Consider the following 22,208-nt stretch of genomic DNA (forward strand, 5'->3'; position numbering starts at 1 on the left):
TTTCGGACCGCCTGATCGGCCAGGATTCTTAGGGCAAATCCCCGCATCAGCGGACCTATCTGGCCTGCGGTGTGTCGACACGGTTACTGGCCGGAGGAGCGCGGCTGTCCCGCAGGTGAACACGCTGCTATGGTCCGACCTGCGCAGGGCCAGATCCGTCCGGAAACGGACGGTGAGTCGGATGATCCATCGACCGGTCGCCCTTCGCGCATCACGGGGAGCTGTGCAGAAGGGTAACGGGGATGGCTGCCGCTGCGGTTGTTCACAGAGAGCGCCTGGCGCACGGTGTTCGCTTCAGCGCACCTCCGTGCTGATCGTGCCGTGACCGTCCACACTGAACGGCTCGCCGGATGATTGCGCTGCGCGTCTACCGTCTCCTGCCGCCCGCCCTTCGGCGGCGACTCCTCGATCTGCTCCCCGAGCACCGGCGGCTCGGAATGGTGCGTACCTTCACCCGGCCGCGTGGCAGTGACTCACTGCACCCGGTCGGCACGCGGGTGCCGGTGACCGACGACGGTTCCCGTACCGAGGCCGAGGTGGTGGCCGCGGCGACACCGCTGGAGCTGTGGCACCGCAACCTGACGGCGGTCACCGCGGCCCTGGAGAACGCCGGAATCGAGTACCACTGCCTGCGTAACGACGACTACCTGCGTAGTTCGGTGGCGATCCTGGAAGACCAGCGGGATGCCGTCCGCCGGCTGGTGCGTTCGGCGCCGGCGCTGTCGGGCGCGCACGTACGCACCGTCGAGGTACGCCCCGGGCGCAACCAGCCGGACCTGGCACCGACCGAGGTCATCCAGGTGTGGTTCCCGGTGACCGACGTCCGGGCCGGGCTGGTGCTCGGTGCCCAGTTCGCCTGCGAAATCGAGTTCTGGAGCCGGGCCGGCGACGTCGTCCGCGCCCCTCGGCACAACGCGGTGATCGACGAGGCTCCGGCCCGGGCCGAGCGGGTCCGGGTCGCCGCGGCGCTGCTCAGCCATTTCGTGCCGGAGGCGGACGATCACACGTACGGCACCCGCCGCGACCTCACGGTCCGCGCCCCGGACCGGGTGGGGTTCCCGATCGACGCGGTCTACACCTGGGTGGACGGCTCGGATCCGGAGTGGTTGGAGCGCAAGCGGGCCGCGCTGGGCGCCCCGGGCGGTGCGCTGCACGCGATCGCGGCCAACGAGTCGCGCTACCACAACCGGGACGAGCTGCGGTACTCGATGCGCTCGCTGCACAGCTTCGCCCCGTGGCTGCGGAAGATCTTCCTGGTCACCGACGGCCAGCTGCCCAGTTGGCTCGATCCGAGCCATCCGATGATCACCGTCGTGTCGCACGCCGAACTCTTCGCCGACCTCGGCGGGCTGTCGTCGTTCAACTCGCACGCCATCGAGTCCCGGCTGCACCGCATCGAAGGGCTGGCGGAGCACTTCCTCTATCTCAACGACGACGTTTTCCTGGGTCGCCCGTTGCTGCCGACCCACTTCTTCCACGCCAACGGGATCGCCAAGTTCTTCCTCTCACCCGCCCAGTTCGGGCTCGGCGAGGCGAAGCCGACCGATCCGCCGGTGAACGCCGCCGGGAAGAACAACCGCCGGCACATCCAACGTCAGTTCGGTGTGACCATCACTCAGAAGATGAAGCACACGCCGTTCGCCCTGCGCCGCAGCATCATGCATCAGATCGAGGCGGTGTTGCAGGCCGACGTGACGGCCACCGCGCAGCACCGGTTCCGCCACCACGAGGACCTGTCGATCCCTTCGTCGTTGCACCAGTACTGGGCGTACCTGACCGCGCAGGCGGTACCGGCCGACATCGAGTACGAGTACGCCGACCTCGGCCACCCCTCGACCCCGGCCCGCCTCGCCGAGCTGCTCGAACGACGCCACCGCGACGTGTTCTGCCTCAACGACACCGACTCCGATCCGCGTGCGCTGGCGGAGCAGGAGCGGATGCTTGCCGACTTCCTGCCCCGCTACCTGCCCTTCCCGGCGCCGTTCGAACTGCCCGAGGAGGCGGTGGCCGAGCGCCGCAAGCAGGGCGCCAGCGCCCTGTGGCGCCGCTCCCGGCAGACCGTCCCGACAAGCCGGCGGGCCAACCAAATCGATGCACCGACCCTGCCGAACTCCCGCTTCAACAGGATCGGCGACAGCAGGACGCCCTGACTCTGCCTCAATCGTTCCAACTACCGCTTGAGGGGTCAGGGCATGCACCGCTGCTGTTGTTCAACGAGCTCCCGTGCCGGCGGGAACGTGCCCCGCCGGCACGGATGATCTACAACCGCGCCCGAAGGGCTCGGTTCCGCACGCTGCCGCGCTCGAACTGGCTGGCGACTGGGAAATAGCTCTCCAGGAAGCCAGAGACGACTCGGTTCTGCTCCGTCTCGTCGAGGTTCCCGTGGTGGGTGTCGTTGAGACAGAACGCGTCGTAGCCGCGGGTAACGAGGATCTGGGTCAGCTGCGGATGCTGGCTCGGATCGCCAGTGTTCACGTAACCGACCCGGATGTGTCCCTGCACGGAGCGCCCGGTCAGGTAACCGTAGTAATGGTGCAGCGAGGAGGCGATCGAGACGTCGGTGAGGTCGCGTAGCCTGTTCGCCGCAGTCTGGTTGACCTCTTCGGCGAATGCGGCGTCGAGGTCGTAGGCCACACTACGACGCATTGGGTGCGGCACATGCAGTAGTCCGTGCGTAAGCGTACGCCCGAATGCTTCCTGGATCAGCCGACGGTTGTTCTTCGCCGCGCTGAAGTTGAAGTCATCCTCCGCGCTTATGTCGACCATTGGAATGGGGGTCGGGGAAAGGAAGAAGTGCGCTAGACCGTTGCTCTTGAAGAACGTCGTCGGCTGGACCGACCGCCCTAGGAAGACGTCATCGTTGAAGTAGAGGAAATGCTCAGACAGCCCATCGATCTGGTGCAGTTGCGATTCGATGGCGTGTGAGTTGAAGGTCGGCAGCGCGCCCCGAGAACCGAACACCTCTCGATGGTCGACAACGGTCACCTGCGGATGGTCGGTGTCCAACCATGTCGGAGTCTGCCCAGCGGTGACCAGATAGATGTTTCGCACCCAGGGTGCGTACATGTCGATAGAGCGCAGCGAATAACGCAACTCAGAACGGTCCCGGAAACGAGCGATGCTCTCCGCAGCGTCGATCAGCGTCCGCCCCGAAGCCGCCAGGGTGCTGTTCTTACTCGCCAACCACGCCGGATCAGCGCCATCGACCCATGTGTAGACGACATCGATGGGGAAGTCCACGTCGGAGACGAGCCGGCGGGTGAACGGTTCGATCGTGGGGTGTCGCCGGTCGCGGATTGTGACTGTTGCCGGGACCATCGCCGCGACCGGCACGGTGTCACCCAGCAGTGTGCGACGGGTAGCGGCGAGCGAGTCGCCGTCCTCTGTGGGACTCCAGAATTCGACATCGCAGCCGACGGCGGGGCCGTAACGCAGAGTGCGGGAGGTCGAAACGATCGGCTGGAACATGCGTAGACCGGCCGCATCCACCGCCCGTGCCTCCGTGGACAGGCACGCTGCCAGCGTCACCGATGTCACTTTAGCGCCGGCGGCCAGAGTCTCGGCGTAGCAGGGAACGGTGGCGAAGGCGGTGGCGAAGGCTTCCAGAGCCACGTCACGCTGGTCGAAAGGAACGACAACCCGGTACCGGACGCCCGGGTCGCGGGCGAGCCAGTACGTAATGCTGCGCTGCTCCAACGCGTCGACCACGGCAGCGAAATTGACGTACGCGACATCGGCGGGTGTCAAGTCGTCGCGGACGACGCTAAGCCTGCCGCCGCTGCGGACCAACCCGGGCACCGCTTCGTTGATCTGCTGCTCCAGCGACTCCAAGTCTGGACCGGTCGTGACATGGCCGGGTCGGGGAGCGACGGGTGCGAAACCAGACCCACCGGCTCGCGCCAGCCAGATCGCGAGCCGGTCAGCGCGGGTCTGCTCGTTGCTTGCGTGTTCGGCGACTAGCTCAGCGAAGAGATTCTCCCACCGCTGCATGATCGGCTCGATGCGGTAGCGCTCGGAGGCGACGAGGGCATTCGCCCCGAAACTGCGGCGCAACTCGTCGTCGGCGACGAGTTGAGTCAGCGCTTGCGCGAGCTGATCCTCATCGCCTGCACTGACCAGTAGGCCATCAACACCGTGGGTGATGATCTCCGCCGGACCGGTCTGAATGTCGTAGCTCACCGCTGGGACACCTGCTGCGAACGCCTCAAGCAGCACCAGCGGCAGCGCCTCGCCGTCTCTTGACGAGAGCAGCGCGACGCTCGCCTTCGCCCACTCCTCAGTCATCCGGTCGGTCGCGCCAACGAGCTGAACATTGTTGTGTAGACCGAGGTCGGCGGCGAGCCGGCGCATTTCCGGCAGCAACGGGCCGTCACCGTAGACCCGCAGCGTCCAATCTGGGTGGGCGGCGGCGACCTTGCCAAAGGCGCGAATTGCGTGGTCGATCCGCTTCTCCGGCACCATGCGTCCGGCGATGGCCACCACGGGGTTGCGTAGGTCGGAGCGAGGTCGGAAGCCGTCGGGAATACTGTTAGGGATGACCTCTAGCCGGGGGGCGGAGGCGCCGAAGGTGTCGACGAACCAGTCCTTTGTCCGGTCAGTGAGGACGACCAGGGCATCAAGCCGTGGGGTGAACTCGAACAGAGGTCGTCCGGTTCCGCCGCGCAGCTGCGATGGCCGGTGCTCCTGGTGCACGGTCACCACTCCAGGAGGCGCCAACGTGGTCGCCAGGGACATCAGCGCGGGTGACGAGGAGACCAGGACATCGGTGTCGAGGGTTCGGAGTGCCCGTTCGACCTCTAGGTCGGCCAGCCGGTTGAACTGCTTCTCCCAATGCGGCGAGATCAGCCGGCTGGTGCCGCGTACCAGGGCGTCGTAGGTGGCGTCGTCGACCGGCGTCGATCGGTGTGGCCGGGCGGTCGGTCCGGTGAGGTCGACCAGGTAGCGCATACGCACCCGCTCGTCGATGGCGAAGAAGCTCGTCCCGCTGGTGCGGAGGACGCTGATCACCTCGACATCGTGCCGCCGCGCCAGGTAGTCGGCCTGAGTCAGGATGGCCCGTTCAGTTCCACCTAGCTCATCGGCCGTGGTCAGGAGGAATGTGATCTTCATGTTGGTGTCCCCGTGAAGTGCAGGCAGGCCACGGCCAGGTTGCCGGCCTTGGTGTAGTAGGGCCGGTATCCCACAAAGCGTCGGTCGTCGACCGTCACGGTGGTCCGGCTGACCCGTAAGACGGTCCGCGGGTCACGTAGGTCATGCAGGTAGCGGCCTAGGCGGATCATGCGAGCGGGTGCGGTGCGTACCCAGGCGTCCCAGATCACCTCGGTGCCGGGCGCTCCAACGGACAACTCGGCCAACGGGACCGAGAACTCGAACCGCCCGCCGGTCGGGTCGATCGGTACCGTTAGGTCTGGTCCGCCACCGCGCGGTGTGAACACGATTACCGGATCTTGCAGGGATCCCACACCGACCAGCCGCGCGTGAATCCGTGCTTCGGTCGGCCCGGTTTCCAGTCTGATGACTTCGGCTCGGGACTTCGCAGCCATCACGGTGAGTTGTGCCAGACCTTGGTTGCCACAGCCGGGTTCGTATCGCCAGCCGGAGACCGGATGTGGCGGATTCGATACCGTTGGCCCGTCGTGATCTGTCAGCTCCGTGGTCTGCAACGCAAACTTTCGTTCACCGGCTGCCTCCAACACCGCGAGCGCAAGCGACCAGATGCCCTTGCTCAGCGAAATCTCGTCAGAGGCAGCTCCGAACGTGACCCTGACCGTCACCGAGACCCTGTCGCCGACCGCTCCGACGGACGCTGGGCACGACACCACTCGCTGCCCCTGCACAAGCTGCAAAGTCGCCCGCTTGACGTGCACAGTGGAGGCGGGTAGCAGGGCGTGTAGATGCATCGTTCGTCCATCGAGCACTGCGAAGTAGTCGCAGGTGGCTCGGGCGAGTTCGGAGACGGGCTCCCGGCGCAAACGGGCGGTTCGCTGGGCGAACCGATCCGCCACCACGCCTGCCCGTCGGCGAGCGCCATACACCACCTGAAGGAGCCGTAGCGGGGGACGGGAAGACCTCCGCCGATCATTCGGGCTCATCGAACCGGCTCGCGACCGTTGACACTGGCAGTTGCCTGGCTGTTCCCGGAGCTCGGAGGGGTCTGGCCGATCGCGCGCTCCAGCGGCAGGCTCGCCGCAGCGAGCGCAGTCGCGGTGTGGCGGGCTCGCTCCACCTCTTCGTGGGCAGGCAGCTCGAATGGCGTACGGAACGGGAAGTACGCCGAGAGGAACTCGCTGAGCATGGCGTGTTGTTGGGGAAGTGAGACCTCTGCCGAGTCGGTGTCGTTCAGGCAGAAGGCGTCTCGATCACGACGGGTGAGCAACCTCGCCAACTGAATCGGCGCGGATGGGTGACCCAGGTCGGCGTAGGAGTAGGCGATCGATCCAGGCGCCGCCTTCCCCGACAGGTAGGACCAGTAGTGCTGCAACGACGAGGGGATGGACAGGTCAGCCGGGTGCCGGAACTGGTGTTCGGCCGTCGCGAGTACCTCGTCGGTAAGCTCCCGCTCGATGTCTTCCAAGACGCTCTTGCGGAGCGGGTAGGGCACGTGACGCATCTTCTGCGTGATCGTGCGTCCAAATCGTTCCTGAATGTGCCGGCGGTTGTTCTTGCCGGCTGCGGTCACCGGCGCGTCATAGATCGTCGCTGGTCCGACATCGAGTTGGGCCGGAGAGGGGAAGAACTTCGCGAGCCCGTTGGCGTGGAAGAACTTGGTCGGCAGGAGTGGACGACCGAAGAACATGTCATCGTTGATGTAGATGAAGTGCTCGCTGAGGCCGGCGATGCGGTGTAGACGCGATTCGATGGCATGAGAGTTGAAGCTCGGAAGCCGGCCGGTGTCGCCGAAGATATCTCGGTGAGGTACGACTTTGATCATGGGATGCGCGACATCCAACCAGGGGGGCACCTGGTCATCCGTCACAAGGTAGATCGTCCGGATCCAGGGCAGGAAGGCCACAAGTGAGCGGAGCGAGTAGCGGAGTTCGTCCCGGCTGACATAGCGGGAGGCGTTGGCGGCAACATCGCTGATCTCAGAGCCTGGTTGCTGCTCAAGCAGCGCCAGGTTTTTCCGCTGCATCCAGTCGGCATCGTTGCCGTCCACCCAGGTGTAGACGGCGTCGATCGGGAAGGTTATGTGCTCGTATCCCAGGCCCGCGAACTCCGCCCGACTCCGGTAACGACCCGGCTCGCCGCGTTCTGGAGCGAGTCGGGTCAGGCGCGAGGCCGGCACGGTGACGGCTTGGCCCTGGGCCGGCAGGGAACTGGCGACCTGGTTGCCACGCGGTGCGACGATCTCAGCGATTGGTCGGTCGGTCGGTGTTGTCACCTGCCAGAATTCGACCTCGCAGGCAAATTCGCTACCGAGGACAGTGACGCTGTCAGGATCTGACACGGAGCTGAACACCTGGACGACTACGGCACGCTGTTTGGCGCTTGCGCGCTTTCCCTCACCGTTGGTCAGGCGTACCGTGACCTGCGGCTGTTGGGTGAGTTGTTGGAGCACCCGGAGCGCCTCGCCCTTGTGTGCCAGCGGCACGGCGACCGCACTTTGCAGGTCGTTCTTGTGGGGGACGCAGAAGTAGTCGATGCCCGCTCTGTCGAGCGCGTCGGTCACCAGATCGAGGTTGCGTTGCCACATGGCCAGCGGGGTCGCCTGCTCCACCACCTCTGCGACCACCCAGCTACCGCGGTCGCGGACCCGGTGTACCCGTCCGACAGGGGTATGGGCCCGAGGCGGTGCCAGTCTGGTCAATCGTCGGACGAGCCAGAGTTGCCGCTGCGGGGGAAGGAGCTGGACGAGCCGGACTCGATAGCGCCGAGGCAAGGTCCGGTAGATGCGCAGCGCGATCATCGCAGGTTCACTTCTGGCAGGGCCGAGCCGTGCTGATCGTGTTGCCGGAAAGGTTCAGCAGACAAGCCGAGATCCCCACGTGTATCACTCCGGGCACGCCGGAGACTCCCCGATTAGTTCGTCGGTCGCGGAGCGGTGTCAGGCTCGGCATGCCGTGGCCGGACGCGTCGGCGCGCGACGTGTGGCAATGTATCAGCCTGGAGATCCTGGGGATACTTGCCGTTCGTCCATGCGTTGCCCACTGTTCGGCTTAGCGGTGATCTTCAACCAAGCGGTCGTAGTCGCCGTGTCCCGCGCGCAACGGCTGAATGCGCCTGAGAGGCGCCGGTGGCCGGCTGCGCCATTGCTGGCTGCGGCCGGCCACCGATGTGCTGACAGATCAGTAGTCGTAGTCGGAGTCGGAGTCGTTCGACTCGGTCTTCGACGGCGGGGCGACCGCCTTCGGGGTGCCCTTGGGCAGGCACTCCAGGTTCTTGCTGCCGTCCGGGTTGACCACGAACCAGGTGCCACCGACGCCCTGGCCCTTCCAGGCGCCCGGCTTCTTGTCACCGATGTAGGTGTAGAGCGGCCAGCCGTCGAGGGTGATCTGACGGGTGCCGTCCTCCCGGGTGATGGTGCCGACGGCGTCGTCGGAGACGCCCTTGAGCTTCGGGGCACCGTCGGTCAGCGCCGGCGGCCACACCTCGGCGCACTGGCCGTCGCAGTTGGACGCCGGCGGGTCGTTGCTGTCGCGGTCAAAGCGGTACAGGATGAATCCGTCCTGGTTGACCACGGCGCTACCCATCCGGGGGAACTTCTTGCCGGTCAGGCTGTCGGTCAGCTCCACCCCGTCGGGCAGGGGAGCGTCGGTCTCGGCCTCCGCGCCCGGTGACGCCGAGGCGCCCGGCTCGGCGCTGGCCTCGGGGTCGGCGGTCACGGTGGGCTCGGCCGCGGCGACGGCGACCGGCTCGGCCGCGCCCGCGTCCGCCCCGCCGTAACCCGCGGGAGCGCAGGCCGTAAGTGCGAACATGGCGCCCACGGCGATGACGGTCCGCTTCATCTGTGCCACGTGCCCTCCTCATACTTGACAAGTTCACCGGGAAATACGGGACGAGCGCTGTCAAGGTTGAATCCAAAAGGGTGGGCAAGTTCACAAGAAGCAGTTGAACCGTCTGTGCCATCTGTGCGTGTGAGTCCGTATCCCCAGGTCGCTGTGCCTGCCCGGTGAGGGTGAACCTGGACGCGAAAGGCCCGCCTCGATCGAGGCGGGCCTTTCGTGCACAGTGGATCAGGCCGTGGGGACGGTCACCAGAGTGTCGGTGGCTCCCCGCGAGTCGATCTCCTGCACCTCGAAGTGCTTGATGTCGTCCAGCTTCGTCGACGTGGCCGCCGACAGGGCGAGCAACTGCGGGTTGGCGTTGGTGCCGTACCCGCCGTCCGGTACCGACCAGGTGGAGACGACCTCGGTGGAGCCGTCCTCGCGGACCACCACCAGGCGGCAGGTACGCGGCCCCGGCAGCTTGCTCAGGCTGAAGTCCATCCTCGTGCCGAAGTCCTTCGAGATGAGGAAGAACGTCGCGCCGACGCCGGTGGTCGAGTCGGTGACGTTCACCTTGTCGCCCTCCTGCTCGTTGCCGCCGAAACCCGGGTCACCGGGGCTGCCGGGACGGTTGCTCGGCGGGTCCACCGGAGCCGTGGTCGGCCCGGCGAGCGGCGGTGCCGTGCTGCTGTCGGCGAGATTGCTGAACACGACACCGGTCAGCCCACCGAAGACCACCACGGCCGCCGCGGTCGCCAGGACCTGCCGGAACCGGGCCCGCCGACGGTGCGTACGCAGCGCCACGAGCGTCCGGTCCAACAGGACCGGATCCGAGTGGGTCTGCTCCAACGCCGTGATCGACTCCTCGTCGATGTCGGACAGCAGCCCGACCACCGGCACCATCGTTTCCAACTCGCCGGCACAGGCCCAGCAGGTCGCGAGGTGTTCCTCGAACCGCTCCATGTCCTGTTCGTCAAGCACGCCGAGCGCGTACGCGGCGACGTCCATGTGGTCAACCCGGCTCATTCCGTCACCCCCCTCTCCTGCAGAGCTGTGCGCAGCGCGCGCAGCGCGTAGTAGACCCGCGACTTCGCGGTGCCCAGTGGCAGACCGAGTTCCTCGGCCGCCTCCGGCACCGTCCGGCCCCGGAAGTACGTCGCCACCAGGATCTCCCGGTGCGACTGACTCAACATTCGCAGCGCGTCCGCCACCGTCATCGACCGCAGCACCCGGTCGGTGCTGTCGGCCTCGGCGAACGCGGTCAGGTCCCGGTCGTACGTCTCGGCCGGGCGGGCCTGCTCGCTGCGGTGCTCGTCGATGGCGATCCGTCGCGCCACCGTCACCAGCCACGGCCGTAGCGACCCCTGTCCCTGTGCACCCAGCCGGTGCGCGTTCTTCCAGGCCCGCAGCAGCGTCTCCTGGACGATGTCCTCAGCCCGCTGCCGGTCGCCGCCGGTCAACCGCATCACGAACATCAGCAGCGGTCCGGCGTGTTCCGCGTAGAGCGTGCGGACCAACTGGTCGGAGTGGGCGGCTTCGGTGGTGGAAGCCTGGTGGCGGCCAGGGGTGGGTCGCGGCGTCACCGGGCTATTCTGGCGAGCCGCCGCACGAGAGTCGACCCCACGGGTGGACGTGGTCGGCCGCGACTGGGACCGGGCGGACATCCAGTCCACCCGCACCCGGTCGCCCTGCCAACCGACCGCCAGTGCGTGCATGCAGACCTCCGACGTCCATGGACAGAAAGCCGTCCCCCCACGGGCATGGCTGCTGACTGGTACGGAAGGCGGCACCGAACGGATCAACGTCGGGTGGAAAAAATCCCCGGCGGCGGTGGCGTCGAGTCGACGGCGTCGGCGTCACGCACCACCGTGGCGCCTCCGGTGAAGCGGTCGAGCTCCGCGTCGGCCAGCACCCGGCCGGGAAACCAGTCACCGGCGGCCCGGCGGGCCAGCGCGGCCACCGGCGGGTCCTGACGGCCGGCGAGGAGCACCAGGTTGCCGTAGCGCCGGCCCCGCAGCACGGCGGCGTCGGCGACCAGACACGCCCGGGGCAGCACCGTCCGCACGGTGGCCACCTGCCCACGGGCGTGGCGCAGCGGCGGGCCGTCGGCGACGTTGGCCAGGTACCAGCCCGCCGGGTGCAGCACCCGGGCCGCCTCGGCCGCGTACTCCACCGAGGTCAGCCGGGCCGGTGTCCGGGAACCCGCGAAGACGTCGGCGACCACCACGTCGTAACTGGCATCCCGACCCGAGGCGAGCACCGCCCGAGCGTCACCCACCCGTACCTTCAGGCGCGGATCGGGCCGCCACGGCAACGCCCGCCGAACCAGATCGACAAGCGCCCCGTCCACCTCGACCACCCGCTGCGTCGAGCCCGGACGGGTGGCGGCGACATACCGGGGCAGGGTCAGCGCACCACCGCCCAGATGCAGCACCCGCAGCGGGGCACCCTCGGGTGCCACCAGGTCGATTGCGGCGGCCAGCCGACGGACGTACTCGAACTCCAGGTGCGTCGGGTCGGTCAGGTCCACATGCGACTGCGGTGCGCCGTCGAGCAGCAGCGTCCACGAGCCGGACCGGTCCGGATCCGGCACCAGCTCGGCGAGCCCCGTGTCGACAGGCTCGGTGATCCGGTCGGCGTCGCGCCGCCGGCCCATCAGCGCCCAGCCCGGGCGGCGGCGGTACGGGCGGCGACGGTCAGCGCGCGATGCAGTAGCCGCGCGTCGCCCAGCCGGGAACGCAGCAGCCGCTCCAGCCCGGCGATCGGAACGAGGTTCTGCGGGGCCCGGGGATCCTTGTACGGGGTGGAGGCGAAGCGGGGCAGGGTGACAAGCGACAGGTCGGCCAACCGCACCGCCTCGGCGATCTCCAGGTCGGCGGAGCACTCCAGCCGTACGATCCCCGCCCAGGGTGCCCCCGCGGCCACCGGTAGCCGCAGATACCAGGACCAGCCGCCCCAGGCGGTGCCGAGCCGGAACACCGGCGAGCGGTGGCCCGGCGCGAGACCGGTGACCACGGCGGTGAGCCGGGCGTCGAGGTACTGGCTGTGCTGGGTCTTGATGTAGCCGAGCGTGCGCGGCAGCTGCCGCCGGTTACGCAACGGCCCGTCCACCACCAGCAGATCGTCGTCGGTACGCGCGGCGGCCGAGACCTGCACCTCCAGGGCGGTCAACGGCCCCTGCACCGCCGCCGGGAGCTTGGCCAGCTCACCGCTGCCGCTGAGCCGGTGTACCGGGTAGCGGACGTTGCCGGCCACCACGTCGGTGGCCGACGGGCTGGCGGTGAACAGGCCGCGCTGCACCGTGGCGCCGGCCAGTTGCGCGGCACCGCGATCCAGGTCGCAGCGCACCACCCCGGCCGCGTACGAGGCGGCCAGCCCGGGAAACGAACCGCCGTCCTCCTCGGCTGTCCAGATGCTGGCGTCGATCCGGCGTACCCCGTCGACAAGCAGCACCACGTCCGGTGCCCGGACACTCGGACGCGGGCCGATCGCCCGCCAGTCCACCGCCGGCAGCTCGTGCTCCGCCTCGACCTGGGCGCTGCTCGGCGCGGCCGGACCGGCCGGTGACGCCTCGAAGGACGCCCCGTAGCTCGGATCCCAGGCATCGACGAAGAAGCGGTTCACGTCCGCATCACCGGCCGGTCCGTTCCACCCGGGCGGAGCGGGCGTCCTTGTGCACCTCGAAGCGGACCGGGATGCGCTCGGCCAACGCCGGTACGTGGGTGACCACGCCGACCATCCGGTCGCCCCGGGCGGCGAGATTTTCCAGGGTGGCGGCGACCGTGTCGAGGGTGGCCGCGTCGAGGGTGCCGAAACCCTCGTCCAACACGATCGACTCCAGGCTGGCGGCGGTGGTGGACATTCCGGCCAACTGCTCGGACAACGCCAACGCCAACGCCAGCGACGCCTGGAACGTCTCACCGCCGGACAGCGTCCGCACCCCGCGACGCAGCCCGGCGTCGTGGTGGTCGACCACGAAGAACTCGCCCTTGTCGTGAACCAGGTCGTACTGGCCGCCGGAGAGTTCCCGCAGGATCCCCGACGCGCCGTCGACAAGCAGGTCCAGCGCCTCGGCCAGCAACCACCGCTCGAAGTTGTTGGCCCGCAGGTGCCCCGCCAACGCCCGAGCCACCTGTGCCTCGCGTTCGTGCCCGGCCCGCTGCTCCCGCAGCGTCCCGGCCTGCTCACGCCGCTCGGTCAGCCGGCGCAGCTCGGCCTCGGCCCGCTCCACGGCGACGGTCGCGGCGCGCACCGGGTCGTCCGGTGCGGGCAGCCCGGCGTCGGCGAAGATGCCGGCGATGCGGTCCGTCGCCGCGCCGGCCGCCGTCTCGGCCTCGACCACGGCCGTGGCCAGCCCGTCCCGTTCCGACCGACGACGCTTCGCCTGCTCCCGCGCCCACTCGGCCAGCGTGGCCCAGGCGGCGGCGACATCGTCGCGGTCGGTGGCCGGCGGCCCGAACCGGGCCACCGTGTCGCGGGCACCGTCGAAGCGGCGCCACGCCGTCCGGAGCCGGTCCTGCGCCGCCTCCACCGCCGCCCTGGCCTGCCGGGCGGCGTCCCGGCCGGCGCGGACCGCCGTGGTCGCCTCGTCCAGCCCCTGCCGCAGCCGGGCCAGCTCCGCCAACCGCGCCCGCAGCGCCTCAGCGGTGGCCGCACCGGCGAGCCGTTCGTCCAGCTCGACGAGTCGGGTCCGCAGCCCGTCATGTTCGGTACGGGCGCGCAGCAGCACCCGTTCCAGCTCACGCGCGGCAGTGTCCCGCTCGGCGACGACCTTCCTGGCCGCCTCGTTCGCCGCCCGAGCCGCCTTGCCGGCCGCCACCGCCCTCGCCACCGCCGAGCCGGCCGGAATCGCCGGCACCCGGGCCACCGTCTGCTCGCAGACCGGGCAGGCGTCCCCGTCGGTCAGGTGGGCCCGCAACGCCGTCGCCTGATCGGCGGTCTTCGCCTCCTCGTGCGCCTGGAACGCCGCCGCCAGCTCCGCCTCGGCACGCTCGGCCGCCGTCTGCGCCCCGGTCAGCGCCCGCACCGCGGCGTCGTGCTCGACGCCGGCCGCTTCCATCGCGGCCCGCGCCTGCTCCGCCTGAGCGGACAACTGCTCCCGGTCGGCGTACGCCCGCAGCAGCATCCGCAGGGCACTCTCGTCGCCGGCGGCGGCCAGCTCGCCGCGCAGCTTCTCCTCGCGCTCCTCGGCCAGCGACACCGCGGCCGCTGCGGCGTCGGACTCGGCCCGCGTCGCGGTCACCGCCCGGGCCACCTCGGCCACCCCGTCCGGCGCCCGAACCTCGTCCAACGCGGCCAGTTCGGCGTCGAGCGTGGCCAGGGCCGCATTGGCCTCCCGCACCGTCGTACGCGCCGCTTCCAGTTCCGGTACGGCGGCGGTCACCGACCCGGCCAGCTCCCGCATCCGGTCGACCTGGCCGGCGGCCCGTTCCAGCGCGACGTCGTCGACGTCGGCCAGCCCGGCGAGCAGCTGATCGACCGCCTCCAGCTTCGCCTCCGCCTGCCCGGCCCGGGTCGTGGCCCGCTGCTGCACCTGCTCGTACACGCCGAGACCGAGCAGGTTGACCAGGATCTGCTGCCGGGTGGCCGGGCGGGCGTGCAGGAAGTCGGCGAACTGGCCCTGCGGCAGCACCACGCAGCTGGTGAACTGCTCGTACGGCAGCCCGACCGCCGCCAGCACGGCCGCGTCCATCTCCGCCGGGGTCCCGGCGACCACCTCGCCGAGATCCTCCGGGCTGAGCCCGGTGTCCAGCTTGGTGACGTCGAACCCCTCCGGCATCAGCTGCAACCCGGCACCGGCGGTCTTGACGTTGCCCCGGCTGTCCCGACGCACCACCCGGGTGGCGACGTAGCGGGCGCCGCCGGACTCGAAGACCAGCCGTACCCGCGCCTCGGTGGCCGACGGAGCGAGCGCGTTGCCCAGCCCGCGGGTACCGCCCCAGCGGGGCACCGTGCCGTAGAGCGCGAAACAGATCGCGTCGAGCACCGTCGACTTGCCCGAGCCGGTCGGCCCGACCAGGGCGAAGAAGTCCGCGTCGGTGAAGTCGATGGTGGTGGCGTCACGGAAGACGGTGAAACCGGCCAGGTCCAGCCGCATCGGCCGCATCAGTGATCAACCTCCTCGAGCAGCTCGTCGAAGAGTTCGCGGACGCCCTCGTCGGCATGCCCCCGGCTGTCCAGGTAGTCGGCGAACAACTGCCGGGGCGACCGGCCGGACCGTTGGGCCACCCGGGTGCCGGTGCCGGGTGCCGGCACCAGCTCCGGGTCGATCCGGATCTCCAGGGCTCGGGGCAGCAACTGCTGCACCTCCTCCCGCAGGCCGGCGCGGGGCTGCTCGCGCACGTACACCCGCAGCCAGCCCTCCGGCGGGGTGATCTCGGCGAGTTGGGCGAGGGTGCCGCGTACGGTGCGCAGCGCGGTCGCCGCGGTCACCGGTTCCTCGCGGATCCGCGCGGCCGTGGTCGCGGTGACCTCGACCAGGGTCACCGCCGGGACGTTCTCCTGCTCGCCGAAGTCGACCGCGAGCGGGGCACCGCTGTAGCGGATCGGGCACGGCCCCTGCACCCGCTGGGCGCGGTGCAGGTGCCCGAGCGCCACGTAGTGCGCGGTGCCGGGAAAGACCGAGGCGGGCACCGCGTAACCCATGATGGTGTGCGCGTCCCGTTCGCCGCCGCCGGTGGCCGCGCCGACCACCGTGAGATGGGCGGTGACCAGGTGCACCCGGTCCGGCTCGTCGAAACCCTCGGTCAGCCGGGCCAGGATGCGGCCCAGGTGGTCGGCGTACGTCTGGGTGGTCTCGGCGGCGGTCAGCTCGTACATCTCCACCGCGCGTACCGCGTACCGCTGGGACAGGAAGGGCAACGCGGCCAGCCGCCAGCGTTCCCCGTCGGCGGTGGTGCCGTCGATGACGTGTTCGGCCGGATCCTCGCGTACGCCGCCGCGCAGGGTGATGCCGGCGGCCTCGGCCCACGGGCGCAGCGCGTCCAGGGCCGGACCGTTGTCGTGGTTGCCGCCGATCGCCACCACGTCCGCGCCGGTGCGGCGCAGCGCGGTCAACGCCCGGGTGACCAGGCGGGTCGCCTCCGGGGTCGGTGCCGCGGTGTCGTGGAGGTCACCGGCGATGACGACCAGGTCGGGCCGTTCCCGCCGGGCGATCTCGATGACCCCGGCCAGCACCTGCTTGTGCTCCTCGGCCCGCGACTGCCCCTTGAGGACCTTGCCCACGTGCCAGTCGGAGGTGTGCAGGATCTTCATGCTGTTACCCCACCCCCCGGGCTAGAACGGGATGTCGTCGTCGGTGCCGCCACCGGACCCGACCACGGCGAACGGATCGGCGGACTGGGTGATCGACCGCAGGGTCTGTGACGGCGCGGCCCCGGCCTCGGAGACCCGGGTGGCCCAGGCGGGGAACGGGAACTCCAGACAGAGCGGCACCGGGATGTCCGGCTGGTTGACGAACATCGTGCCCGGCTTGGCCAGCAGCGCGCGTTGCCGCTGGGCCGGCGGGAGGAAACCGTACTCCGGGCGGGACGCCTCGGCCGGATCCAGCCGGCCCACCACCCGGATGGCCGAGTTGGTCACGATGCGCCGCTCCACCTCGCTGGCGGTCTGCTGCGCGCCGATCAGGATCACCCCGAGCGAGCGGCCCCGCTCGGCGATGTCGAGCAGCACCTCCTTGATCGGGGAGGAACCCTCCCGGGGGGCGTACTTGTTCAGCTCGTCGAGCACCACGAACAGCAGCGGCTTGGCGGTGCCGGACTTCTCCTTACGCTCGAACTCGCTCTTGAGCGTCACACCGACCACGAAACGTTGCGCCCGGTCCGGCAAGTTGTGCAGGTCAACGACGGTGACCTGGGCGCTCTCGGCGGTGTTGATGCTGTGCGGGCGGCGGGTGGCCAGGTCGCCACGGATCAGCCGGGACAGGTCCTTCTTGCTGCCGATCAGCCGGCGGGCGAACGCGTTCACCGTGCCCAGCCCCACCGCGCTGCCCGCCCAGTCGCCGCGCGTCTCGTCGTCGCTGAGCTGCTCGACGATGTGGTCGACCAGATCGCCGTAGCTGCCCAGCCGGACGCCGTCGATGCTGACGCCGCCGTCGGCGGGCTGGGCGTACCGGGCCAGGTGGGCGGCGACGGAATGGACCACCATCGTGTACTGCTGTCGTTCGTCGTCGGCGTCGGCGAAGACGTACGGCAGCAGGCGGTCGGCGCAGAACTCGGTGAGCGTCCAGTAGAAGCTGTCCACGCCGGTGAGTCGACTGCTCACGTCCGGCGTGCCGGACGAGTCACCGACCCGGGGTGGCGCGTAGACCCGTACGTCGGGGAAGGCGTCCGCGGCCAGGCCGAGCCGGGCGTACGCGGCCCGGGTCGGATCGTCGAGCCGGGCGTTCGGATGGTCGAGGAAGAGCAGATCCTCGCCCTTCACGTTGAAGATCAACGCCTTGGCGTTGACCGCGTCGCCGCCGAGCTGGCCGGAGCGGAACACCGAGTAGAGAAGAAAGGTGGCGAAGCTGGTCTTGGTGGCCACCCCGGAGATCCCGGAGATCGACACGTGGGCGCCCCGGCTGCCGTCGAGGAAGTCGGCGTTCAGGTAGACCGGAACACCGTCCCGGCCGGTGCCCATCGGGATCCGCCGTTCCATCCGGTCGAAGTGCAGTGCCCGGGCGCGGGCGTCGCCTTCGGCCCGGTGCACCACGGCACCCGGCTGCGGCGGCACGTAGAACTCGGGATCGACCCGGGTGGTGGTGATCTCGGCGGCCTCCTGCACCATCGCCGGCAGCGTGCCGTCGGCGATGGCGAAGACGTCGGAGTCGAACTGCGCGCCCTCGTGCCGCGCCCGGACCTGGGTGACCACCCCGGCGATGGTCACCGGCTCCCGGTCGGGCAACTCCCGCCGGGTCACCACCACGTCATCGAGCTGGAGATAGCTGCCCGGGGCGACCGCCGTCCAGAACTGAAGGGGAGTGGCGTCGGCGGTGCCCAGCACCCGGCCCACCCCCTCGCCCGGGCCGTCGAACCCCTGGTCGGTCATCGGGCAACTCCGCTCGATCGGTCGTCGCGGTCGGCACACACGCCCTGCATCCTGCCGGAGGAGTACGACAGGCCGCCACGCGACGCGGCGCAGGCCACGTAACGACATCGCGCCGAACGCGCACGGCGATCGGATTCTGACGGCGGGTGTCCGTGACGGATCGGTCGTCTCAGTGCCGGGCGTGGCGGAGCAGCAGGGTGCCGTCGTCGGCGCGGAGGACGTGCCGCAGCGGCAGGCTCCGGGCGGGACTCGGTATCCCGGCGGTGATCCGGCCCGGTCCGGCCCCGGCGAGCAGCGGCGCGACCGAGAGGCACACCTCGTCGACCAGGTCGGCGGCGGTGAGGGCGCCGAACAGTTGCGGACCGCCCTCGCAGAGCAGTTGACCGAGCCCGCGACGGCGCAGTTCGGCCAGGCCGGCGACCAGGTCGACCCGGTCGTCACCGAGGCGTACCAGGTCGGCCACGGCGGTCAGGCCGGGAGGTGCGGGCGCGTCGCGGCGAGTCAGCACCACCGGGCGCACGGGTGCGTCGGCGAAGGCGGCCTGGGCCGGATCGAGGTTGAGGGTGCCGGAGACCACGACCAGGGTCGGATACTCGGTCAGCCCGTGCGCACGTCGCCAGGCCCGGCGTCGCTCGTCGAGCCGGATCGCCCGGTAACCCTCGTGGCGCAGCGTGCCGGCGGCCACCAGCAGCGCGTCGCAGAGCATCCGGAGCAGCCCGAAGACCCGCTTGTCGGGTGCGCCGGACAGCCCGGCCGAGTAGCCGTCGAGACTGACCGCGCCGTCGACGCTGGTCACGAAGTTCATCCGCAGGTGTGGCCGGTCGGCGCGGCCGTACCGGGCGATGAGCGTGTCGTCGTCCACCGGCTCGGGTGACGGGTCCGGCCAGAGGACGGAAACCGGCGCTCCGTCGTTCATTCGCCGGCCGGACCGGTGACGGGAGGGGTGGGTCGGGGGGTACGGTGCTGGCAGTCGCACCAGTTCCGGCCCGGGCAGTCGTCGTGCCGCCGCGCCCGGCACGCTCGGCAGATCATGCTCGCAGCCTATGCCGAGGGAGGATGGCACACCCATGCCGCGTCAGATCTTCCAGCTGAGGATGTCCCTGTCCGGGGTTCGTCCGCCGATCTGGCGTCGGGTGCTGGTACCCGGCGGCTACACCCTGGATCGACTGCACCGGGTGGTGCAGCACGCGATGGGCTGGCGCGACTGCCACCTGCACTCGTTCGAGATCGACGGCGTGCAGTACGGCGAACCCGACCCCGACGGCGAGCTGGCCCTGCACGACGAGTTGGACGTCCGATTGGACGCGGTGGTCGGCAAGGGCAGCCGGTTCCACTACACGTACGACTTCGGCGACTGGTGGGAGCACGATCTGCTGGTGGAGGACGCCTTCGGCGCCGAGGCGGACGAACGCTATCCGAGTTGCCTCGACGGGGAGCGGGCCTGCCCGCCGGAGGACGTCGGCGGGCCGCAGGGCTACCTGGTGCTGCTCGCCGCGTTGGCCGAGCCGGACCACCCGGAGCATCGGACGATGCGGGACTGGGTGGGTGCCGGCTTCGACCCGGCGGCCTTCGACGCCGGTCGGGTGGACACCCTGCTGCGTCGTCTCTGCTGACCACCGCTGCCAAACCCGCAACCTGTCTCCATTTCCCGATTGTTTGCCGGGTCAAACGAGCTGCGTGGTAACGATCTGGGATCGCTCCCACTGGACTATTGACACTCCCGACACCTGCCGGCAATCTCATGGGAGCGTTCCCAAGAGGCGTGGATCACACACCGCGCCCTTGGGCGCCGACGCCGACTGACCGAGTCGGTGCCGGCAGGCGCTGCGGCACCCCCCACCACAGACAAATGCAGCCTCACCATCGAAAGAGGGGTCAGGATGAGCCTCACCACGCGGCGTGCCCGCATGGCGGCAGCCACCCTGGCCGCGATCACCGCCATCGGCGGGCTCGCGGCCTGCGGCAACGACGACGACACGCCGGCCGAGGGCGAGAAGCCCGCGAAGCTGGTCGTCGACACCTTCGGCGAGTTCGGCTACGACGAGCTTGTCAAGCAGTACGAGCAGCAGACCGGCATCAAGATCGAGCTGCGCAAGACCGCGCAGCTCGGCGAGTACCGGCCGAAGCTGGTCCGCTACCTCGCCACCGGTAAGGGCGCGGCCGACGTGACCGCCCTGGAAGAGGGCATCCTCAACGAGTTCAAGGCCAACCCGCGTAACTGGGCCGACATGACTCCGCTGGTGTCGTCCGAGATCGCCGACGACTACCTGCCCTGGAAGTGGGAGCTGGGCAAGGCGCCGGACGGCCGGCTGATCGGCCTGCCGACCGACGTCGGCAGCCTCGCGGTCTGCTACCGCAAGGACCTGTTCGAGGCGGCCGGCCTGCCCACCGAGCGGGACGCGGTCTCGGCGCTCTGGCCGGACTGGAACGGCTTCCACCAGGCTGGCCAGAAGTACAAGCAGGCCACCGGCAAGGCGTTCATCGACTCGATCACCGCGGTCTCGAACGGCGTGCTGTTCCAGCAGGGCAGCGACCTGTTCTACGACAAGGAAAACAACATCATCGCGGACTCCAGCCCCGCGGTGAAGGCCGCCTGGGAGACCGCCACCTCGATGGTGGACATCTCCGCCAAGGCGTCCACCTGGTCGCCGGAGTGGTCCGGTGGCTTCAAGCAGGGCACCTTCGCGGCCACCTTCTGCCCGTCCTGGATGCTCGGCATCGTCGCGGACAACTCCGGCGAGGCCAACAAGGGCAAGTGGGACGTTGCCGCAGTGCCGGGTGGCGGCGGTAACTGGGGCGGCTCGTGGCTGGCCGTGCCGGAGCAGAGCAAGTACCCGGAGGAGGCGGCGAAGCTCGCCGAGTTCCTGACCAACGCCACCAACCAGGTGGAGGCCTTCAAGGCCAAGGGCCCGCTGCCCACCAACCTGGAGGCGCTGAAGAACGAGGCCTTCCTCAGCTACACCAACGAGTACTTCAGCAACGCGCCGACCGGCAAGATCTTCGGCGAGAGCGTCGCCCAGATCCAGCCGATCCACCTGGGCCCGAAGCACCAGGCGGTGAAGGAGAACGCGTTCGAGCCGGCCATGCGGGCGTTCGAGAACGGGCAGGCCAGCAAGGATGCGGCCTGGGAGCAGTTCACTAAGGATGCCCAGACCCAGGGCGTCTTCTGAGTGATTCCCTTCCGGTGGCGTTCGGGACTACCCGGACGCCACCGGTCGGTCCCCACCGCGCAGCATGCTGCGCGAGGGCCCCCGGGCCTCGCTGGAAAAGGAAACTCGCATGAGCCTGTCGGCCACGACGGCGCCGCCGTCGCCAGCAGCACCACCCCCCGACGTCCCCTCACGACGCCGCCGGGGCTATCTCTTCAACCGCCTGGATCTCAAGTACTCCCCGTACCTCTACATCGCGCCGTTTTTCCTGATCTTCGGAGCCTTCGGGCTGTACCCGATGCTGCGCACCGCCTGGATGTCACTGCACGACTGGGACATGATCGGCGAGCACACGTTCATCGGGTTCGACAACTACACCGAGTTGTTCTCCGACGAATACTTCTGGAACGCGCTTGTCAACACGTTCGGCATCTTCGCCCTGTCGACCATCCCGCAGTTGCTGATGGCGCTGTTCCTGGCGAACCTGCTCAACCAGACCCTGCTGCGCGCCAAGACCTTCTTCCGGATGGCCATCTTCGTGCCGAACGTGGTTTCGGTAGCCGCCGTCGCGATCGTCTTCGGCATGCTGTTCCAGCGCGACTTCGGCCTGTTCAACTGGCTGCTCAGCCTCGTCGGCGTGGACCAGATCGACTGGCGCGCACAGGAGTGGAGTTCCTGGACCGCGATCGCCACGATGGTCAACTGGCGGTGGACCGGCTACAACACCCTGATCCTGCTCGCCGGCATGCAGGCCATCCCGAAGGATCTGTACGAGGCGGCTGCGATCGACGGGGCCAGCCCGTGGCGGCAGTTCTGGCAGATCACCCTGCCGATGCTCAAGCCCACCTTCATCTTCGTGGTCATCCTCTCCACGATCGGCGGCATGCAGCTGTTCACCGAGCCGCTGCTCTTCGCCAACGGCAGCATCATCGGCGGCAACCAGCGGGAGTTCCAGACGCTGGCCATGTACATGTACGAGAAGGGCATCTACAACCTGAGTACCGCAGGTTACGGAGCCGCGGTGGCCTGGGCCATCTTCATGATCATCGTCTTCGTGTCGCTGATCAACTTCGTACTCGTCCGCCGCGCGGCCAAGTGAGGAGAGATC

General features: G+C 69.2%; 16 protein-coding genes. 4 read left to right on the top strand and 12 right to left on the bottom strand.

Annotated elements, in window-relative coordinates:
• Window positions 1–350: 350 nt before the first annotated feature.
• A complete protein-coding gene (locus AB0J93_RS02760; protein WP_363917427.1) occupies window positions 351–2,150 on the top strand; it encodes a stealth family protein in 1,800 nt (599 codons plus the stop codon).
• Window positions 2,151–2,259: 109 nt separating this feature from the next.
• On the opposite strand, the gene AB0J93_RS02765 is transcribed toward AB0J93_RS02760, so the two are convergent.
• From AB0J93_RS02765 to AB0J93_RS02820, 12 genes are all read right to left on the bottom strand, one after another.
• Window positions 2,260–5,109, bottom strand: a complete 2,850-nt coding sequence (locus AB0J93_RS02765; RefSeq protein WP_363917429.1) for a stealth conserved region 3 domain-containing protein — start codon at window positions 5,107–5,109, stop codon at window positions 2,260–2,262.
• The gene (locus AB0J93_RS02770; RefSeq protein ID WP_363917431.1) at window positions 5,106–5,774 is read right to left on the bottom strand and encodes a hypothetical protein; all 669 of its coding nucleotides are present in this window, start codon (window positions 5,772–5,774) and stop codon (window positions 5,106–5,108) included. Before AB0J93_RS02770 ends, AB0J93_RS02765 begins: the two co-directional genes overlap by 4 nt.
• Before the next feature lie 314 nt (window positions 5,775–6,088).
• The gene (locus AB0J93_RS02775) at window positions 6,089–7,732 is read right to left on the bottom strand and encodes a stealth family protein (protein ID WP_363917433.1); all 1,644 of its coding nucleotides are present in this window, start codon (window positions 7,730–7,732) and stop codon (window positions 6,089–6,091) included.
• A 553-nt stretch (window positions 7,733–8,285) separates the two neighbouring features.
• On the bottom strand, window positions 8,286–8,945 hold the full coding sequence (locus tag AB0J93_RS02780; RefSeq protein WP_363917709.1) for a hypothetical protein: 660 nt from the start codon (window positions 8,943–8,945) through the stop codon (window positions 8,286–8,288).
• A 228-nt stretch (window positions 8,946–9,173) separates the two neighbouring features.
• Entirely contained in the window at window positions 9,174–9,950 is a 777-nt protein-coding gene (locus AB0J93_RS02785; protein WP_363917435.1) for a zf-HC2 domain-containing protein, read from the bottom strand.
• On the bottom strand, window positions 9,947–10,639 hold the full coding sequence (locus tag AB0J93_RS02790) for a sigma-70 family RNA polymerase sigma factor (protein ID WP_363917437.1): 693 nt from the start codon (window positions 10,637–10,639) through the stop codon (window positions 9,947–9,949). The genes AB0J93_RS02785 and AB0J93_RS02790 overlap by 4 nt, the downstream gene beginning before the upstream one ends.
• An 83-nt stretch (window positions 10,640–10,722) precedes the next feature.
• Complete coding sequence (locus tag AB0J93_RS02795; protein WP_363917439.1) at window positions 10,723–11,580, bottom strand: fused MFS/spermidine synthase; 858 nt, start codon at window positions 11,578–11,580, stop codon at window positions 10,723–10,725.
• Entirely contained in the window at window positions 11,580–12,548 is a 969-nt protein-coding gene (locus tag AB0J93_RS02800; RefSeq protein WP_363917441.1) for a hypothetical protein, read from the bottom strand. The genes AB0J93_RS02795 and AB0J93_RS02800 overlap by 1 nt, the downstream gene beginning before the upstream one ends.
• 7 nt (window positions 12,549–12,555) lie before the next feature.
• Window positions 12,556–15,030 (bottom strand): SMC family ATPase, encoded by a 2,475-nt coding sequence (locus AB0J93_RS02805; protein WP_363917443.1) that lies wholly within the window; start codon window positions 15,028–15,030, stop codon window positions 12,556–12,558.
• Window positions 15,030–16,178 carry an exonuclease SbcCD subunit D gene (locus tag AB0J93_RS02810; protein ID WP_363917445.1) on the bottom strand — a complete coding sequence of 383 codons (1,149 nt, stop codon included), beginning with the start codon at window positions 16,176–16,178 and terminating at the stop codon, window positions 15,030–15,032. The genes AB0J93_RS02805 and AB0J93_RS02810 overlap by 1 nt, the downstream gene beginning before the upstream one ends.
• A gap of 21 nt (window positions 16,179–16,199) precedes the next feature.
• Window positions 16,200–17,951 carry an ATP-binding protein gene (locus AB0J93_RS02815; RefSeq protein WP_363917447.1) on the bottom strand — a complete coding sequence of 584 codons (1,752 nt, stop codon included), beginning with the start codon at window positions 17,949–17,951 and terminating at the stop codon, window positions 16,200–16,202.
• A 169-nt stretch (window positions 17,952–18,120) separates the two neighbouring features.
• The gene (locus AB0J93_RS02820; RefSeq protein ID WP_363917449.1) at window positions 18,121–18,867 is read right to left on the bottom strand and encodes a pyrimidine reductase family protein; all 747 of its coding nucleotides are present in this window, start codon (window positions 18,865–18,867) and stop codon (window positions 18,121–18,123) included.
• Window positions 18,868–19,018: 151 nt separating this feature from the next.
• On the opposite strand from AB0J93_RS02820, the gene AB0J93_RS02825 reads away from it, so the two are divergent.
• From AB0J93_RS02825 to AB0J93_RS02835, 3 genes are all read left to right on the top strand, one after another.
• Complete coding sequence (locus tag AB0J93_RS02825) at window positions 19,019–19,564, top strand: plasmid pRiA4b ORF-3 family protein (RefSeq protein WP_363917451.1); 546 nt, start codon at window positions 19,019–19,021, stop codon at window positions 19,562–19,564.
• Between the two features lie 267 nt (window positions 19,565–19,831).
• Window positions 19,832–21,121 (top strand): extracellular solute-binding protein, encoded by a 1,290-nt coding sequence (locus AB0J93_RS02830; RefSeq protein ID WP_363917453.1) that lies wholly within the window; start codon window positions 19,832–19,834, stop codon window positions 21,119–21,121.
• Between the two features lie 109 nt (window positions 21,122–21,230).
• Window positions 21,231–22,199 (top strand): sugar ABC transporter permease, encoded by a 969-nt coding sequence (locus tag AB0J93_RS02835; protein ID WP_363917455.1) that lies wholly within the window; start codon window positions 21,231–21,233, stop codon window positions 22,197–22,199.
• Window positions 22,200–22,208: the final 9 nt, after the last annotated feature.

This window comes from Micromonospora sp. NPDC049374 (assembly GCF_040677165.1).
Classification (GTDB): domain Bacteria; phylum Actinomycetota; class Actinomycetes; order Mycobacteriales; family Micromonosporaceae; genus Micromonospora.

Coding starts and splice junctions, on each gene's coding strand:
- AB0J93_RS02820 (WP_363917449.1), bottom strand. CDS start 18,867: ATGAACGACGGAGCGCCGGTTTCCGTCCTCTGGCCGGACCCGTCACCC.
- AB0J93_RS02780 (WP_363917709.1), bottom strand. CDS start 8,945: ATGAAGCGGACCGTCATCGCCGTGGGCGCCATGTTCGCACTTACGGCC.
- AB0J93_RS02825 (WP_363917451.1), top strand. CDS start 19,019: ATGCCGCGTCAGATCTTCCAGCTGAGGATGTCCCTGTCCGGGGTTCGT.
- AB0J93_RS02795 (WP_363917439.1), bottom strand. CDS start 11,580: ATGGGCCGGCGGCGCGACGCCGACCGGATCACCGAGCCTGTCGACACG.
- AB0J93_RS02790 (WP_363917437.1), bottom strand. CDS start 10,639: ATGCACGCACTGGCGGTCGGTTGGCAGGGCGACCGGGTGCGGGTGGAC.
- AB0J93_RS02805 (WP_363917443.1), bottom strand. CDS start 15,030: ATGCGGCCGATGCGGCTGGACCTGGCCGGTTTCACCGTCTTCCGTGAC.
- AB0J93_RS02835 (WP_363917455.1), top strand. CDS start 21,231: ATGAGCCTGTCGGCCACGACGGCGCCGCCGTCGCCAGCAGCACCACCC.
- AB0J93_RS02760 (WP_363917427.1), top strand. CDS start 351: ATGATTGCGCTGCGCGTCTACCGTCTCCTGCCGCCCGCCCTTCGGCGG.
- AB0J93_RS02785 (WP_363917435.1), bottom strand. CDS start 9,950: ATGAGCCGGGTTGACCACATGGACGTCGCCGCGTACGCGCTCGGCGTG.
- AB0J93_RS02815 (WP_363917447.1), bottom strand. CDS start 17,951: ATGACCGACCAGGGGTTCGACGGCCCGGGCGAGGGGGTGGGCCGGGTG.
- AB0J93_RS02830 (WP_363917453.1), top strand. CDS start 19,832: ATGAGCCTCACCACGCGGCGTGCCCGCATGGCGGCAGCCACCCTGGCC.
- AB0J93_RS02810 (WP_363917445.1), bottom strand. CDS start 16,178: ATGAAGATCCTGCACACCTCCGACTGGCACGTGGGCAAGGTCCTCAAG.
- AB0J93_RS02765 (WP_363917429.1), bottom strand. CDS start 5,109: ATGAAGATCACATTCCTCCTGACCACGGCCGATGAGCTAGGTGGAACT.